This window comes from Desulfurivibrio modestus, from assembly GCF_044068625.1.
Taxonomy (GTDB): domain Bacteria; phylum Desulfobacterota; class Desulfobulbia; order Desulfobulbales; family Desulfurivibrionaceae; genus Desulfurivibrio.
In genome coordinates, this window is record NZ_JBIPKH010000037.1 from 1 (window position 1) to 15400 (window position 15400).

Here is a 15400-nt window from a genome sequence, read left to right on the forward strand (position 1 = left end):
GCAAGGCTGCCGACGTTTGACTGGTCAATGCCTTGTTTGCTGTTTTTCCTGGCTACAAGCCCCGAACCCGCTTGATGATCTGTTGAGCAAGGTGGTCCGGAACCGCTTCATATCGATAAAATTGCATGGTAAAACTGGCCCGCCCCTGGCTGGCCGAGCGGAGATCGGTGGAATACCCGAACATCTCGGCCAGGGGCACATGGGCCTGTAACACCCGCAAATCCCCACTTAAGGCGTCGTTACCCATGATCGTCGCCCGGCGACCGTTGAGGTCGCTGATCACCTCACCCATAAACCCTTCCGGCAGGGTGATCTCAACTGTCATCACCGGCTCCAACAGAATGGGGGCGGCTTCCAACATCCCCTGGCGACAGGCCATATTAGCCGCGATCCCGAAGGCCTGGGGCGTTGATTCGTCCTCATGCCAGGAGCCGTCGACCAGGATCACCTCCAGATCGATCACCGGGAACCCCAGCAGAACCCCGGAGGTCATGCTGTCGGTCACCGACTTGGCTACGGCCGCCACCAAGGAAGGCGGAATTTGCTCTTCATCAACCCGGCTGACAAACTCAAAGCCGACGCCCCGCTCCCGGGGAACGAACTCCAGGACCAGATGGGCATACTGCCCTTTGCCCCCGGCGGTGGGATGCTCAAACTTGGTTTCCTTCCGCGCCGGCCTCGAAATACTCTCCTTGTAGGCCACTTGGGGTCGGCCCACATTGGCCCCGACCTTGAATTCCCGCAGCAGGCGATCGGTGATGATCTCCAGGTGCAGTTCGCCCATCCCGGCAATGATGGTCTGGCCGGTATCGGGATCGGTGCGCACCCTGAAGGAGGGATCCTCGACGGCGATCCGGTCCAGGGTAGCGGCCAGCTTTTCCTCGTCGGCCTTACCCTTGGGCTCGATGGCCACGCTGATCACCGGCTCGGGAAACTCCATGGTGTCCAGGATGATAAAATCACCCGCCTGGCAGAGAGTCTCACCGGTGGTGGTAAATTTCAACCCCACCACCGCCCCGATATCACCGGCATGCAACTCCTTGATCTCTTCCCGCTTGTTGGCGTGCATGCGCAGCATCCGCCCGATCTTCTCCTGCTTGCGCTTGAGCGGATTGAAAACCTTGTCGCCCGACCTGAGCACTCCCGAGTAAACCCGGACATAAGCCAGGTTGTCCACAAAGGGATCGGAGGTGATCTTAAAGGCCAGGGCGCAAAGCTTCTCCTGATCGGAGGCCTTGCGGGCCAACAACTCGCCATCCTGGCTGACCCCCTGCACGGGGGGCAGATCCAAAGGGGACGGCAAGTACTCCAACACGGCGTCAAGGAGCGGCTGCACCCCCCGGTTCTTAAACGAGGTGCCGCACAAAACCGGCACCGCCCGCAAGGTCAGGGTGGCGGCGCGGATCGCTCCATATAACTCGGCTGCCGTGAACGTCTCTTCGTTCAGGAATTTCTCCATGACCCCATCATCGAAGTCGGCCAACTTCTCGATCAGGGCCATACGTGCGGCCGTGGACTCTTCTAGTAGATCGGCAGGGATCGGTTCTTCAACAACCGTGGCCCCCTGTGAGCCTTCATCAAAAAGGAGCATCTTCTCGGTGATGAGATCGATGACGCCCCGAAAATTCTCTTCTCTGCCCACCGGCAGCTGGGTCAGTAGCGGCACCGTGTTGAGCCGCCCGACCATCATCCGCAGGCAGCGCTCATGATCGGCGCCGGTGCGGTCCATCTTATTTATATAGGCAATTCGCGGAACCCGGTAGCGATCCGCCTGCCGCCAAACTGTTTCTGACTGGGGCTCAACTCCACCCACAGCGCAAAAAACGGCAACTGCTCCATCAAGGACCCGCAGGCAGCGTTCCACCTCGACGGTGAAATCCACATGCCCCGGGGTATCAATGATGTTGATCCGATACCCCTTCCACTGACAGGTGGTGGCGGCGGAGGTGATGGTGATCCCCCGCTCCTGCTCCTGCTCCATCCAGTCCATGATCGCGTTGCCATCATGGACCTCGCCCATTTTATGGGAGCGCCCGCTGTAGAACAGGATGCGCTCGGTGGTGGTGGTCTTGCCGGCATCGATATGGGCCATGATGCCTATGTTTCGCAATCGCGATAGATCGTCCTCGCCAGCCACAACCACTCTCCTTCCCGGATAACTCGACACTTTGCCCGGCAACACCCTCGCCGCCATGCAAAAAAGTGGCTATTTAACCTGCCCGCCCCGGTTTGTCAACCTAAAGGAGGTGGAAGGGAAACAGCAGACTACCAGCGGTAATGGGCAAAGGCCTTGTTGGCCTCGGCCATCCGATGGGTGTCCTCTTTCTTCTTAACGGCCGAACCCCGATTCTGGAAGGCATCGGAAAGTTCCGCCGCCAGCTTCTCCGCCATGGTCTTGCCGGGGCGCTGGCGGGCAAAACCCACCAGCCAGCGGATGGCCAGGGCGTTACGACGCTCGGTGCGAACCTCCATGGGCACCTGGTAGGTGGCACCGCCCACCCGGCGGGACTTGACCTCCAACCTGGGACGAACCTTCTCCAGGGCGCCCTCAAAAACTTCCAGGGGGCTGGCTTCCTTAACCCGGCTCTCCAGCATATCCATGGCCTCGTAGAAGATACCGCGAGCGGTACTCTTCTTGCCATCCAACATGATCCGGTTGATAAACTTGGTGACCACCACGCTGTTGAAACGCGGGTCGGGGCTTATCGGTTTTCTTGCTGCTACTCTCCGTCTCGGCATTCGAGCTTCTCCCTGCGAGAAGATTATATTTATTTGGGCCGTTTGGCTCCGTACTTGGAGCGCCCCTGCTTACGATTGGCCACCCCCAGGGTGTCCAGGGTGCCACGCACCACATGGTAACGGACACCGGGAAGGTCCTTAACCCGACCGCCGCGAATCAGCACCACGGAGTGCTCCTGCAGATTGTGACCGATACCGGGAATATAGGAGGTAACCTCCATGCCGTTGGTCAGGCGCACCCGAGCTACCTTCCTTAAAGCCGAGTTGGGTTTTTTGGGAGTGGTGGTGTAAACCCTCACGCACACCCCGCGCTTCTGGGGACAACCCTTCATGGCCGGGGTATTGGTCTTCTTGGCCTTCTGCTTTCTGCCCTGGCGAACCAGTTGATTTATAGTCGGCATCTAACTCAACTCCTGAAATTTCTTGTTTCCGCTTTCAGCTCCCCGGCTGGCCCAACCTGCGACATCGGACTCGGGAAAACGGCATTTGTACTCCACCCATCTCACCTTGTCAAGCAAATCTTGCTGCTACTCCTCGGCGATGGCGTAACGCTCGACCCCGGTACCGGCGGGAATCAGTCGGCCCATGATGACATTTTCCTTCAGACCGTTAAGGAGATCGATCTTGCCGGCCATGGCGGCGTTGGTCAACACCTTGGTGGTTTCCTGGAACGAGGCCGCCGAGATGAAGCTGTCGGTGGAGAGCGAGGCCTTGGTCACCCCCAGCAGTACCGGTTCGGCGGTGGCCGGGCGGGCCCCCTCCTCCAGCAGCTTCTCATTCTCCTCGTTGAACCGCCACCACTCGACATGCTCGCCCAGCATGAAGGTGGAATCCCCCACGCTGGTGATCTGGACCCGGCGCAACATCTGGCGCACGATAACCTCGATATGCTTGTCGTTGATCTTAACGCCCTGGAGCCGGTAAACCTCCTGGACCTCGTTGACCAGGAACTTGGCCAGATCCTTGACCCCCATTACCCGCAGGATGTCGTTGGGATCAGGGGAGCCGTCCATCAGCGGCTCACCGGCCTTGACGTAGTCTCCCTCATGGACGATGACATGCTTGCCCTTGGGGATCAGGTACTCTTTGGCCTCGCCCAGTTCGGGAGTAATAACCACCCGTTTCTTGCCCTTGAGATCCTTGCCGTAGCTAACTTGGCCGTCGATTTCGCTGATCACCGCGAACTCCTTGGGCTTGCGGACCTCGAACAGCTCGGCCACCCGGGGCAGACCACCGGTGATATCCTTGGTCTTGGTGGTCTCGCGAGGAATCTTGCCCAGAATAGTACCAGGCACCACCTCATCATCCTCCTTGACCCCAATGATGGTACCCACCGGCAGCGAGTAGCGGGCCGGGGTTCCGGTTTTGGGCAGCTTGGCGGTCTTGCCGTTTTCATCCTTGAGGGTGATCCGGGGGTTGTGCTGCCCGGCCCGGGATTGGACGATCACCGAGGAGGCCTTGCCGGTAACCGGATCGACCCGCTCCTGCATGGTGATACCTTCAATAATATCTCCAAACTTGATTCGACCGCCGATCTCGTTGACGATGGGGATGGTGTAGGGATCCCAGTCGGCGATCAGGGTGTCGGGCTCCACCTCGGCCCCATCCTCAACGTAGATCTGGCCGCCGTAGTTGATATGATAGCGCTCCCGCTCCCGCCCGTGGGCACCAAGGATGCTCACCTCCCCGTTACGGGTCATGACCACCAGCCGGCCGGCGGCGTTGCGCACCGCGTGCAGATTGCTGAATTTGACGGTGCCGCCGTGGCGGGTCCGCACCTCGGCCTGCTCGGCAGCCCGGCTGGCGGTGCCACCGATATGGAAGGTCCGCATGGTCAGCTGGGTTCCGGGCTCACCGATGGACTGGGCGGCGATGATCCCCACCGCCTCGCCGATGTTGACCATATGGCCGCGGCCCAAATCACGGCCATAGCAGAGCCCGCAAACCCCACGTTGGGATTTGCAGGTCAAAACCGAGCGGATCTGAACCCGGTCGATGCCGGCCTCGTCAATTTTAGCCACCTTATCTTCGGTGATTTCACTGTTGGCCTCGACCAGCACCTCGCCGCTGAAGGGATCGATGATGTCATCCAGGGCCACCCGGCCCAGGATTCGATCGCCCACCGGCTGGATCACCTCACCGCCCTCAACCAGGGCCTCGATTATGATGCCGTCCAGGGTGCCGCAATCCCGTTCGATGATGGTGGCGTCCTGGGCCACATCCACCAGGCGGCGGGTGAGGTAACCCGAGTTGGCGGTTTTAAGCGCCGTGTCGGCCAGCCCCTTACGGGCGCCATGGGTGGAGATGAAGTACTCCAGGACGCTCAATCCTTCCCGAAAGTTGGCCTTGATGGGAGTTTCGATGATCGCCCCCGAAGGTTTGGCCATCAGACCGCGCATGCCGGCCAGCTGCTTGATCTGATCACGGCTGCCCCGGGCTCCGGAGTCGGCCATGATGAAGATCGAGTTGAAGCTGGGCTGCTCAACCAGTTTCTTGTCCTTGTCCCGAATATACTGGACACTCATCTCCTGCATCATGTCGTTGGCCACGGTGTCGGTGGCCCGGGACCAGATATCCACCACCTTGTTATATTTCTCACCGGGGGTGATCAGGCCGTCCCGGTACTGCTGGTCAACGTCCAGCACCTGGGTTTCGGCCTTTTCCAGCACCTCATCCTTGCTCACCGGAATCATCATGTCATTGAGACAGATGGAGATGGAGGCCCGGGTGGAATATTCATAGCCCAGATCCTTGAGCCGATCGGCCAGAATCACCGTGGCCTTGGTCCCGGCGTGGCGGTAGGAGTGGTCGATCAGCTTGGCCAGCTGCTTCTTGGCCAGCACCCGGTTGACCAGGGCGAACTCCAGGCCGGGGGGCAACAGCTCGCCCACCAGGACCCGGCCGGTGGTGGTTTCCACCATCTCGCCATTGATCCGCACCTTAATCCGGGCCTGAAGATGCACCTCGTTGAAATCGTAGGCCAGACGGACCTCGGCGGGCGAGCTGAAGCACTTGCCTTCACCCTTGGCAAAGAAGCGTTCCCGGGTCATGTAGTAGAGTCCCAGCACGATATCCTGGGAGGGGATGATGATCGGTTCACCGTTGGCCGGGGAGAGGATGTTGTTGGTGGACATCATCAAAACCCGGGCTTCCATCTGGGCCTCCACGGTCAGCGGCACATGGACCGCCATCTGGTCGCCGTCGAAGTCGGCGTTAAAGGCGGCGCAGACCAGGGGGTGCAGCTGGATCGCCTTACCCTCCACCAGGGTCGGCTCAAAGGCCTGCATACCCAGACGATGAAGGGTGGGCGCCCGGTTGAGAATCACCGGGTATTCCCGTACCACCTCATCAAGTACGTCCCAGACCTCTTTGGTCCCCTTCTCCACCATCTTGCGGGCGCTCTTGATGGTGGTGACCAAACCCTTGGCCTCCAGGCGGTTGTAGATAAAGGGCTTGAACAGCTCCAGGGCCATCTTTTTGGGCAGGCCGCACTGATGCAACCGCAGGTGGGGGCCCACCACGATAACGCTCCGGCCGGAGTAGTCCACCCGCTTGCCCAGCAGGTTCTGGCGGAAACGGCCCTGCTTGCCCTTGAGCATGTCGGAGAGCGATTTCAGCGGCCGCTTGTTGGGGCCGGTGATCACCTTGCCGCGGCGGCCGTTGTCAAACAGCACGTCCACCGCCTCCTGCAACATCCGCTTTTCGTTGCGAATGATGATTTCGGGGGCGTCCAGCTCCAACAGCCTTTTCAGACGGTTGTTGCGGTTGATTACCCGGCGGTAGAGGTCATTGAGATCGGAGGTGGCGAAACGCCCCCCTTCCAACGGCACCAGGGGCCGCAGATCCGGGGGCAACACCGGGATCACCTCCAGGATCATCCATTCGGGCCGATTGCCCGATTCCAGGAAGGCCTCGGTGACATTGAGTCGTTTGGCCAGCTTCTTGCGCTTGGCCTCGGAACCGGTCTCCCGCATCTCCAGCCGCAGCTGCTTGGAAAGCTCGGCCAGATCGATGGCCGCCAGCATCTCCCGAATGGCCGCCGCTCCGATCCCCACCTTGAACTTGTCGGGGAAGGCCTCGCGGGCCTGGCGGTAATCCTCCTCGCTGAGCAGGCTGCCCTTGCTGATGGAGGGCTCGGCCGACTCGCTGACCACGTATGAGTCGAAATAGAGCACCTTTTCCAGCTCCTTCAAGGTCATATCCAACAGGTTGCCAATTTTGCTGGGCAGACTCTTGAGGAACCAGATATGGGCCACCGGGGCGGCCAGTTGAATGTGGCCCAGGCGCTCACGGCGGACCTTGGACTGGATCACCTCCACCCCGCACTTCTCGCAGACCACGCCGCGGTGTTTCATCCGCTTGTATTTGCCGCAGTTGCACTCATAGTCCTTGACCGGCCCGAAAATCTGGGCACAGAACAGCCCCTCCCGTTCGGGCTTAAAGGTACGGTAGTTGATGGTTTCCGGTTTTTTCACCTCACCGTGGGACCAGTCCCGGATCTTGTCCGGAGAGGAGATGGCAATCCGCACGGCTTTAAATTTGGTCGGTGACTTCGGTTTGGCGAAAAAGCTGAAGAGTTCTTCCACGGCAACACCTTTCTTTCTAAGTGAAGGAGACCATCGCAGGCCGGTTATCTATCTTCCACACCCCGAGGGGGCCCCTACTTCTTTTCTGCGGTAACTGGGATATCATCGAGCAGTTCCATATCCAGACAGAGTCCCTGCAACTCCTTGACCAGAACATGGAAAGACTCGGGCAGGCCCGCCTCCAGGAAATTGTTGCCCTTGACGATCTTCTCGTACATCCTGGTCCGGCCGCTGACATCGTCGGACTTGACGGTGAGGAACTCCTGGAGGGTGTAGGCGGCGCCGTAGGCCTCCATGGCCCAGACCTCCATCTCCCCCAGCCGCTGACCGCCGAACTGAGCCTTACCGCCCAGGGGCTGCTGAGTGACCAGGGAGTAAGGTCCGGTGGAACGGGCGTGGATCTTATCATCCACCAGGTGATGCAGCTTGATCATATACATGGTGCCCACGGTGACCGGGTTGTCGAACATCTCGCCGGTCAAACCATCGTAAAGGGGAATCTGGCCCACTTCGTCCAGGCCGGCTTCCACCAGCAACTGGCGAATCTCATCCTCGCGGGCCCCATCGAAAACCGGCGAGGCCATATGGAGACCGCCACCCATCCGAGAGGCCAGATCCAGCAGTTCATCGTCACTCAGGCCGGCCACCAGCTGCTGATACTCCTCCTCGCTGTAAACGGCGGCCAGTTTCTTCTTCACCGCCGCCAGATCGCGGGCCTCGGCCAGGCTCTGGACCTGCTCTCCCAGTTTTTTGGCGGCCAGGCCAAGATGGATCTCCAGCAGCTGGCCCACGTTCATCCGCGAAGGCACACCCAAGGGGTTGAGCACGATATCGACGGTGGTGCCGTCGGCGAAGTAGGGCATATCCTCTTCCGGCAGAATCCGGGAGACCACACCCTTGTTGCCGTGACGACCGGCCATCTTGTCGCCCACCGCCAGCTTGCGCTTGATGGCGACGTAAACCTTGACCATCCGAATTACCCCGGGGGGCAGATCATCGCCCTTCTGCAGGCGGGAGATCCGAGCCTCGTAACGGCCCCGCACCATCTTCACCTGGGAATCGTAGCGATCCAGCAGCAGCTTGAGCTCGCCCTCCAGGGTTTCGCGGCCGCTGTAATCCAATTTTTTTACTTCGGAAAGGGAGAGCTTTTCCACCACCTCGCGGGTGATCTTCTTGCCCTTGGCCAGGAGGATCTCATCCTTGCGCCCCTTGACCTGATTCTTCACGGCCCTGCCCTCCAGCAGATCGGCAACCCCGTTCTTGACGCTTTTGGCCAGCAGTCCCAGCTCATCCTCCAGGTCCCGCTCCAGGGTCTTGATCTCGGCTTCTTCGATGACCAGGGTCCGTTCATCCTTCTCCACCCCCTTGCGGGAGAAAACCTTGGCATCGATCACCACCCCTTCAACGCCTGGCGGCACCCGCAGCGAGGTGTCCTTGACATCCCCGGCCTTCTCGCCGAAAATCGCCCGCAGCAGCTTCTCCTCGGGGGAGAGCTGGGTCTCACCCTTGGGGGTGATCTTACCCACCAGAATATCGCCAGCCTTGATCTCGGCCCCGATGCGGATGATTCCCGATTCGTCCAGGTTGCGCAGAGCCTCTTCACTGACGTTGGGGATATCGCGGGTCACCTCCTCCTTGCCCAGTTTGGTGTCCCGGGCCACGGTTTCGAACACTTCGATATGGAGCGAGGTGTAGGTATCCTTTTTGAGCAGGCGCTCGTTAACCAGGATGGAGTCTTCGTAGTTGTAACCCCGCCAGGGCATGAAGGCCACGGTAACGTTCTTGGCCAGGGCCAGTTCGCCCTGGTCGCAGGCCGGGCCATCGGCCAGAATATCGCCTTTTTTAACCCGCACCCCGGGATCGACCAGGGGGCGCTGGGTAAAGCAGGTGTTCTGGTTGGATTTTTTATACTTTTCCAGCCGGTAGATGCCGATCCCGGTGGTAAAACCGTCGGTCCCGGGCTGATCGTAACGAACCACGATCCGGTTGGCATCCACCGCCTCCACCACCCCATCACCGCCGGCCAGCATGCAAACGCCGGAATCCTTGGCCACCGCCGCCTCCAGGCCGGTCCCCACCAGGGGGGCCTCGGAGCGAAGCAGGGGAACCCCCTGGCGCTGCATGTTGGAGCCCATCAAGGCCCGGTTGGCATCGTCATTTTCCAGAAAGGGGACCAGGGAGGCCGCCACACTGACCAGCTGGTTGGGGGACACATCCATGTTGGTCACTTCCCCGGCGGTACTGATCATAACCTCACCGTCATGGCGGGCGATCAGGGTGTCGGCAACCAGCCGCCCCTTCTTGTCCACCTCGGTACGGGCCGGGGCGATCACCTTGCCCTCCTCGCCCAGGGCGGTCATATACTCGATATTATTGGTGAGTTTACGATCAACCACCTGGCGATAGGGAGTTTCAATAAAGCCGTACTGATTAACCCGGGCAAAGGAGGCCAGGGAGACGATCAGGCCAATGTTGGGACCTTCCGGGGTTTCCACCGGACAGATCCGACCGTAATGGGTGGGATGAACGTCGCGCACCTCAAACCCCGCCCGTTCACGGGAGAGGCCGCCGGGTCCCAGGGCCGAAAGGCGCCGTTTATGGGTAACCTCGGAGAGCGGGTTGGTCTGATCCATGAACTGGGAGAGCTGGCTGGTCCCGAAAAACTCCTTGATGGCGGCGGTGATCGGCTTGGGGTTGATCAGGTCGTGGGGCATCAGGGTTTCAACCTCCTGCAGACTCATCCGCTCCTTGATCGCCCGCTCCATCCGCACCAGTCCCATCCGGTACTGATTCTCCACCAGCTCGCCCACGGTCCTGACCCGACGATTGCCCAGATGATCGATATCATCAATGGGACCCTGGGCATCCTTGAGCTGAACCAGCTTGCGCACCGCCAGCATGATATCCTCGACGGTCAGGGTCTTGACTTCGGTATCGGTGGAGATCGCCAGCCGGGCATTGATCTTGAACCGGCCCACCACCGAAAGATCATACAGTTCCGGGTTAAAGAAGAGATTGTTGAAAAAGTTCTCCGCCACCTCAATGGTGGGGGGAGAACTGGGCCGCAGCCGGCGATAAAGCTCGATCAGAGCATCCTCCCGGCTCTCCACCCGATCCAGCATCAGGGTCTTGCGGAAGGAGTCGGAAACGGTGATCCCGTCGATGAGCAGCAGCTCAAACTCCTTGATTTTGGCGGCTGAAATCTCCTCCAGCATGGTCTCGGTCAATTCGGTGTTGGCCGGAATCATCACCTCGCCGGTCTCGGGGTTGACGATATGGCCGGCGGTGACCTTGCCCACCAGATCCTCCACCCCCACCTCGATCCCCTCAATCCCGGCCTCGACAATTTTCTGAGCCAGGGCCTTGCCCACCTTACGCCCCTTCTTGGCCAGGACCTCGCCATCGGCGGGGTTGATCAAATCATGGGGCAGACGCTGGCCCACCATGGTCGCCGGATCAAAACGCTTTTTAAATTTTTTGCGCGCCACCGCGACCTGCTCGGTCTGGTAGAAGTAGCGAAGCAGCTCCTCACTGCTGTAGCCCAGGGCCTTGAGCAGGGTGGTCACTGGAAACTTACGACGGCGGTCAATGCGCACGTAGAGAATATCCTTGGCGTCAAACTCCATGTCAATCCAGGAGCCCCGCACCGGAATAATCCGGGCCGAATAGAGGAGCTTGCCGCCGGCGTGGGTCTTACCCCCGTCATGGCTGTAGAAAAGTCCCGGAGAGCGCTGGAGCTGACTGACAATGACCCGCTCGGTGCCGTTGATCACAAAAACCCCGGCCTTGGTCATCAAGGGAATACTGCCGAGATAGACCGACTGCTCCTTGATATCACGAATACTTTGAGCCCCACTGTCGGGGTCGGTGTCATAGGTAACCAGGCGGACGGTCATCTTGACCGGCACTTCAAAGGTCATCCCCCGCTGGATACACTCCTCAACCGTATACTTGGGCTCGCCGAAGGTGTAGTTGACATACTCCAGGGAGCAGGCACCGTTGAAATCCTTGATGGGGAAAACGCTTTTGAATATTCCCTGCAAGCCTTCATCGCGGCGCAGTTCCGGAGGGGTCTCCAGCTGCAGGAACTGCTCAAAAGAGCGGCTCTGCATCTCGATAAGATGGGGTTTTTCAACAATCGCCCTGGTCTTGGCAAAGCTCTTCCGGAGTCGTCTGATCGTCTGCATTCAGCAATACCCTCGTCGGTTATCAGATATGTTAAGCGAGATCGCCCATCTGGCTGGCGCGCGGAAGGCGGCCGCAAAGGCCGCAAACCGGCGGAAGTGAAATGAAAAACGCAACAACGCCACGGGGCCGTAGCTCCGTAGCGTTGCTGCTCTGATCTGCCCAGAACCCGGTTAAAACCGGGCAGCTTGCGCAATTCTACTTGATCTCCACGATGCCGCCGGCCGCTTCGATCTTCTTCTTGATATCCTCGGCCTCATCCTTGGAAACCCCTTCCTTGATCGGCTTGGGGGCGCCCTCGACCAGATCCTTGGCTTCCTTCAGACCCAGGGAGGTGATGGCACGTACTTCCTTAATTACGCCGATCTTCTTGTCCCCGGCGGAAGTCAGGATTACGTCGAATTCGGTCTTCTCTTCGACTGCAGCAGCGGCTTCACCACCGGCGCCTGCGGCGGCGGCCACGGCCACGGGGGCGGCGGCGGAAACACCAAACTTCTCCTCCAATTCCTTGATCAGCTCGGAAAGCTCGAGCACGCTCATGTTGGAGATAAACTCAACGACATCTTCTTTGGTTACGGCCATGATAGTAATCCTCCTAATATTTCACTGAAAACTCAGCTGAAAATTTAAATTGAAACCTAGTTGGTCTGTTCCTTCTGTTCCTTGATCGCCTGCAGCAGATAGACCGCCTTCTGCGGCACCCCATTCAGCACCCGGACAAAACCGGTGGGCACGGCCAGCATCAGTCCCAGCAACTGGGCGCGCAACTCGTTGATCCCCGGCAGTTTCGACAGGGCCGTCAGATCATCGGCGCTAAGCAGCTTGCCCTCCAGAACGGCGGACTTGATCACCAGCTTGGGGTTATCCTTGGCAAACTTGACCAGGATTTTGGCAGGAGCCACCGGATCGGCGTCGGTCAGGGTCAGGGCAGTATTGCCCTTTAACTGATCGCGTAAGGATTCGAAGGGAGTGCCTTCAACGGCCCGGCTCAGCAGGGTGTTCTTGGCCACCTTGATCGAAGCCGCGCTCTTGCGCAACTCCAGTCGCAGCTGCTGCAGCGAACCAACGGTCATCCCTCGATAGTCGGCGAGTACCGCGAGTTTCGCCGTGGCGAACTTCCCGCTCAACTCTTGAACTATCTCCGCTTTTTCCTCTTTTTTCAAAATTCTCAACCTCCTTTGCTTTGTAAATGGTTAACAGTCAAAAGCAGTCGAGATCGACACCAACAGACAGGAGAGCGGTACCGGGAAACTGTTTTCCCTGGCACCGTTTATTTTGTCCATCTCGGCAGGCTGCTCCCAAAAGATCCGGAGCGACTTAGATCAAACTGGTTATCGCCAGGATACCTGCTGTCTTCGACGTACGAACTGCTTACCCCTATATTTAGGCCTGGCGACCAATACCCCGGACCGCCATGGGATCAAGCTTGAAGCCGGGACCCATGGTGGTGGAGATGCTGGCGCCACGCAGATAAACACCCTTGCTGGACGCGGGCTTGAGCTGAATTACCTTGTCGATGAAGGCCATGATATTTTCCTGCAGTTTCTCGGGGCCAAAGGAAGCTTTGCCCACCATGGCGTGGAGTACCCCGGCCTTATCGACCTTGAAGTCGATCTTACCGGCCTTCATCTCCTGGACCACCCGGGCAACATCAAAGGTCACCGTGCCCAACTTGGCATTGGGCATCAGGTTGCGGGGTCCAAGGACCCGGCCGATCTTGCCCACCACCCCCATCATGTCGGGAGTAGCGATGGTCTTATCAAACTCCAGCCAACCACCCTGGATCTTCTCCACATATTCGTCGCTGCCGGCGTAATCGGCCCCGGCGTCCAGGGCCTCCTGTACCTTGTCCCCCTTGGCAAACACCAGAATGCGCTCGGTTTTGCCGGTGCCGTTGGGCAACACCATACTGCTGCGCACCATCTGGTCGGCGTGACGGGGGTCAACCCCCAAACGGAGAGCCACATCCACCGACTCATCAAATTTAGCGAATTTGCCCTGCAGCATCATCGCCAGCGCTTCCTCGAGCTGGTAAAGTTTCGCCGTTTCCCGCAGCTCCGCGCTCTTCTTATATTTTTTGCCTCTGAATGCCATCACTTCACCCCATCAGGATCTGAATTCTTAAGGTAGCTTACCCGGAAAATGCTCAGTCAACCACGGTGATACCGCAACTTCTGGCGGTGCCTTCAATAATGGCCATCGCCTGTTCGATATCGTAGCAGTTGAGATCGGGCATCTTCTTCTCGGCGATCTCCCGAATCTTGTCCCGGCCGATCTTGGCAACGCGCTCGCGTTTGGGGTGGCTGGAACCCTTTTTCAGATCAAGGGCCTTGAACAGGAGGGTCGATGCCGGGGGGGTCTTGGTGATGAAGGTAAATGACTTATCGACAAAAACCGTGATCACCACCGGAATGATGGTATCACCTTCCGCCTGGGTTCTGGCATTAAAGGCCTTGCAGAACTCCATGATGTTGACCCCGTGCTGGCCCAAAGCCGGGCCCACGGGCGGCGAGGGGTTGGCCTTGCCGGCGGGAATCTGCAGCTTGATGTATCCCTGAATCTTCTTAGCCATGTTGCTAGTCTCCCTGCCCGCGCCTCGCTTGGGGGCGCGGTCTCTATGGTGGGTCTAAACGCCCGTCGCCGTCGACAGGCTCCCCGGATGGAACTTAACCGCCGCCCCATCCCGTTGTTCAAACAGTAATGCCGCCTAACCCTTGGAAACCTGAATATATTCCAGTTCCACCGGGGTTTCGCGACCAAAAATCGACACCCGGACCCGCACCCGACCCTTGTCGGGATAAACCTGGTCCACCACCCCCTGGAAGTTGGCAAAGGGACCGTCCACCACCCGCACCTGATCCCCCTCCTCGAAGGAAACCTTGGGCTTGGGCTTCAAGGCCCCATCCTGAATCCGGCCGATTATCTTCATCGCCTCGGCATCATCCAGGGGCTCGGGATTAAGATCATTGCCGACGAAGCCGGTTACCTTGGGGGTATCGCGGACGGTGTGCCAGGTCTGATCGTTAAGATCGACATTGACCAGGATATAGCCGGGGAAAAACTTACGGGTGGAAGTTTTTTTAGCGCCCTTGACCATCTCCACCACCTGTTCGGTGGGGACCAGAATTTCGCCGAACATATCTTCCTGGCCGGCATTCTTCATCCGTTCCAGCAAAGCGGTCTTAACCTGCTCTTCGAAACCGGAGTAGGTATGCAGTATGTACCAGCGACGTGCCATTTAGAGTCTCTCTTTGTCAATCGTCGACGGCAGGGGCCGCCCTTCCACCGCGCTCAGCGCAGGATCGCCCCGACAATTTTACCCAGCACCAGATCGACGGTGCCAAGGTAAATAGCCACCAGTATCACCAGAATCACCACCACGGTGGTGGACATGATGGCCTGTTTCTTCCCAGGCCAAACCACCTTGCCGAACTCCTGACGGACCTCGGTGATGAACTGTTTGATTTGAGACAGCCGGGACCCTAAGCCCTCGCTCTGCCCACTCTTGCCCGGTTCAGCCTTTGCCGCCATTTTATTCCGCCATTCTCCGTGAAAAACGAGTATCGCCCTTGCTTGAAACCCAAGGGCGAAATCGAATTACCTGTAAAATTTGTGGCAGGCCAGGAGGGACTCGAACCCCCAGCCCTCGGATTTGGAGTCCGATGCTCTACCAATTAGAGCTACTGGCCTAGCTGTATCCTACTTGGTTTCCTTATGCGGGGTGTGGCTGCGGCAAAAGGGGCAATATTTCTTAAACTCCAACTTATTGGGAGTCTTACGCTTGTTCTTGGTGGTGGTATAGTTGCGCCGTTTGCAGCTGCCACAACCCAGGGTCACTATATCGCGCATAATTTCAATCCTTTTTTCTAGGCCGGCGGGTAAGACCCGAC

General features: G+C 58.8%; 12 protein-coding genes and 1 tRNA gene. All 13 read right to left on the minus strand.

The genetic code is table 11. The annotated features are described in order from the left end of the window. Positions 1-52: 52 nt before the first annotated feature. Positions 53-2137 carry an elongation factor G gene (fusA, locus tag ACHHRT_RS13230; protein WP_395500244.1) on the minus strand — a complete coding sequence of 695 codons (2085 nt, stop codon included), beginning with the start codon at positions 2135-2137 and terminating at the stop codon, positions 53-55. 128 nt (positions 2138-2265) lie between these two features. Then, positions 2266-2739, minus strand: coding sequence for a 30S ribosomal protein S7 (gene rpsG, locus ACHHRT_RS13235; protein WP_395500245.1), 474 nt, complete (start codon positions 2737-2739; stop codon positions 2266-2268). A gap of 29 nt (positions 2740-2768) precedes the next feature. Then, complete coding sequence (gene rpsL / locus ACHHRT_RS13240) at positions 2769-3140, minus strand: 30S ribosomal protein S12 (protein ID WP_395500246.1); 372 nt, start codon at positions 3138-3140, stop codon at positions 2769-2771. Positions 3141-3266: 126 nt separating this feature from the next. Next, positions 3267-7325: a DNA-directed RNA polymerase subunit beta' gene (gene rpoC, locus ACHHRT_RS13245; protein WP_395500247.1), complete on the minus strand. Its 4059-nt coding sequence runs from the start codon at positions 7323-7325 to the stop codon at positions 3267-3269. 74 nt (positions 7326-7399) lie between these two features. Then, a complete protein-coding gene (rpoB, locus tag ACHHRT_RS13250) occupies positions 7400-11512 on the minus strand; it encodes a DNA-directed RNA polymerase subunit beta (RefSeq protein WP_395500248.1) in 4113 nt (1370 codons plus the stop codon). A 196-nt stretch (positions 11513-11708) separates the two neighbouring features. Then, a complete protein-coding gene (gene rplL, locus ACHHRT_RS13255) occupies positions 11709-12092 on the minus strand; it encodes a 50S ribosomal protein L7/L12 (RefSeq protein ID WP_395500249.1) in 384 nt (127 codons plus the stop codon). A gap of 56 nt (positions 12093-12148) precedes the next feature. Beyond that, positions 12149-12673 (minus strand): 50S ribosomal protein L10, encoded by a 525-nt coding sequence (rplJ, locus tag ACHHRT_RS13260; protein ID WP_395500250.1) that lies wholly within the window; start codon positions 12671-12673, stop codon positions 12149-12151. Positions 12674-12893: 220 nt separating this feature from the next. Beyond that, on the minus strand, positions 12894-13604 hold the full coding sequence (gene rplA, locus ACHHRT_RS13265; protein WP_395500251.1) for a 50S ribosomal protein L1: 711 nt from the start codon (positions 13602-13604) through the stop codon (positions 12894-12896). A 52-nt stretch (positions 13605-13656) separates the two neighbouring features. Beyond that, complete coding sequence (gene rplK, locus ACHHRT_RS13270) at positions 13657-14082, minus strand: 50S ribosomal protein L11 (protein WP_395500252.1); 426 nt, start codon at positions 14080-14082, stop codon at positions 13657-13659. A 135-nt stretch (positions 14083-14217) separates the two neighbouring features. Then, positions 14218-14748, minus strand: coding sequence for a transcription termination/antitermination protein NusG (gene nusG / locus ACHHRT_RS13275; protein ID WP_395500253.1), 531 nt, complete (start codon positions 14746-14748; stop codon positions 14218-14220). Positions 14749-14801: 53 nt separating this feature from the next. Further along, complete coding sequence (gene secE / locus ACHHRT_RS13280; RefSeq protein ID WP_395500254.1) at positions 14802-15041, minus strand: preprotein translocase subunit SecE; 240 nt, start codon at positions 15039-15041, stop codon at positions 14802-14804. A gap of 82 nt (positions 15042-15123) precedes the next feature. After that, positions 15124-15200: transfer RNA gene (locus ACHHRT_RS13285), tRNA-Trp, on the minus strand. Between the two features lie 9 nt (positions 15201-15209). Beyond that, complete coding sequence (gene rpmG / locus ACHHRT_RS13290; RefSeq protein WP_395500255.1) at positions 15210-15359, minus strand: 50S ribosomal protein L33; 150 nt, start codon at positions 15357-15359, stop codon at positions 15210-15212. Between the last annotated feature and the right edge of the window lie 41 nt (positions 15360-15400).

Coding starts and splice junctions, on each gene's coding strand:
- rpsG (WP_395500245.1), bottom strand. CDS start 2,739: ATGCCGAGACGGAGAGTAGCAGCAAGAAAACCGATAAGCCCCGACCCG.
- rplK (WP_395500252.1), bottom strand. CDS start 14,082: ATGGCTAAGAAGATTCAGGGATACATCAAGCTGCAGATTCCCGCCGGC.
- secE (WP_395500254.1), bottom strand. CDS start 15,041: ATGGCGGCAAAGGCTGAACCGGGCAAGAGTGGGCAGAGCGAGGGCTTA.
- rpmG (WP_395500255.1), bottom strand. CDS start 15,359: ATGCGCGATATAGTGACCCTGGGTTGTGGCAGCTGCAAACGGCGCAAC.
- rpsL (WP_395500246.1), bottom strand. CDS start 3,140: ATGCCGACTATAAATCAACTGGTTCGCCAGGGCAGAAAGCAGAAGGCC.
- rplL (WP_395500249.1), bottom strand. CDS start 12,092: ATGGCCGTAACCAAAGAAGATGTCGTTGAGTTTATCTCCAACATGAGC.
- rplA (WP_395500251.1), bottom strand. CDS start 13,604: ATGGCATTCAGAGGCAAAAAATATAAGAAGAGCGCGGAGCTGCGGGAA.
- rpoB (WP_395500248.1), bottom strand. CDS start 11,512: ATGCAGACGATCAGACGACTCCGGAAGAGCTTTGCCAAGACCAGGGCG.
- nusG (WP_395500253.1), bottom strand. CDS start 14,748: ATGGCACGTCGCTGGTACATACTGCATACCTACTCCGGTTTCGAAGAG.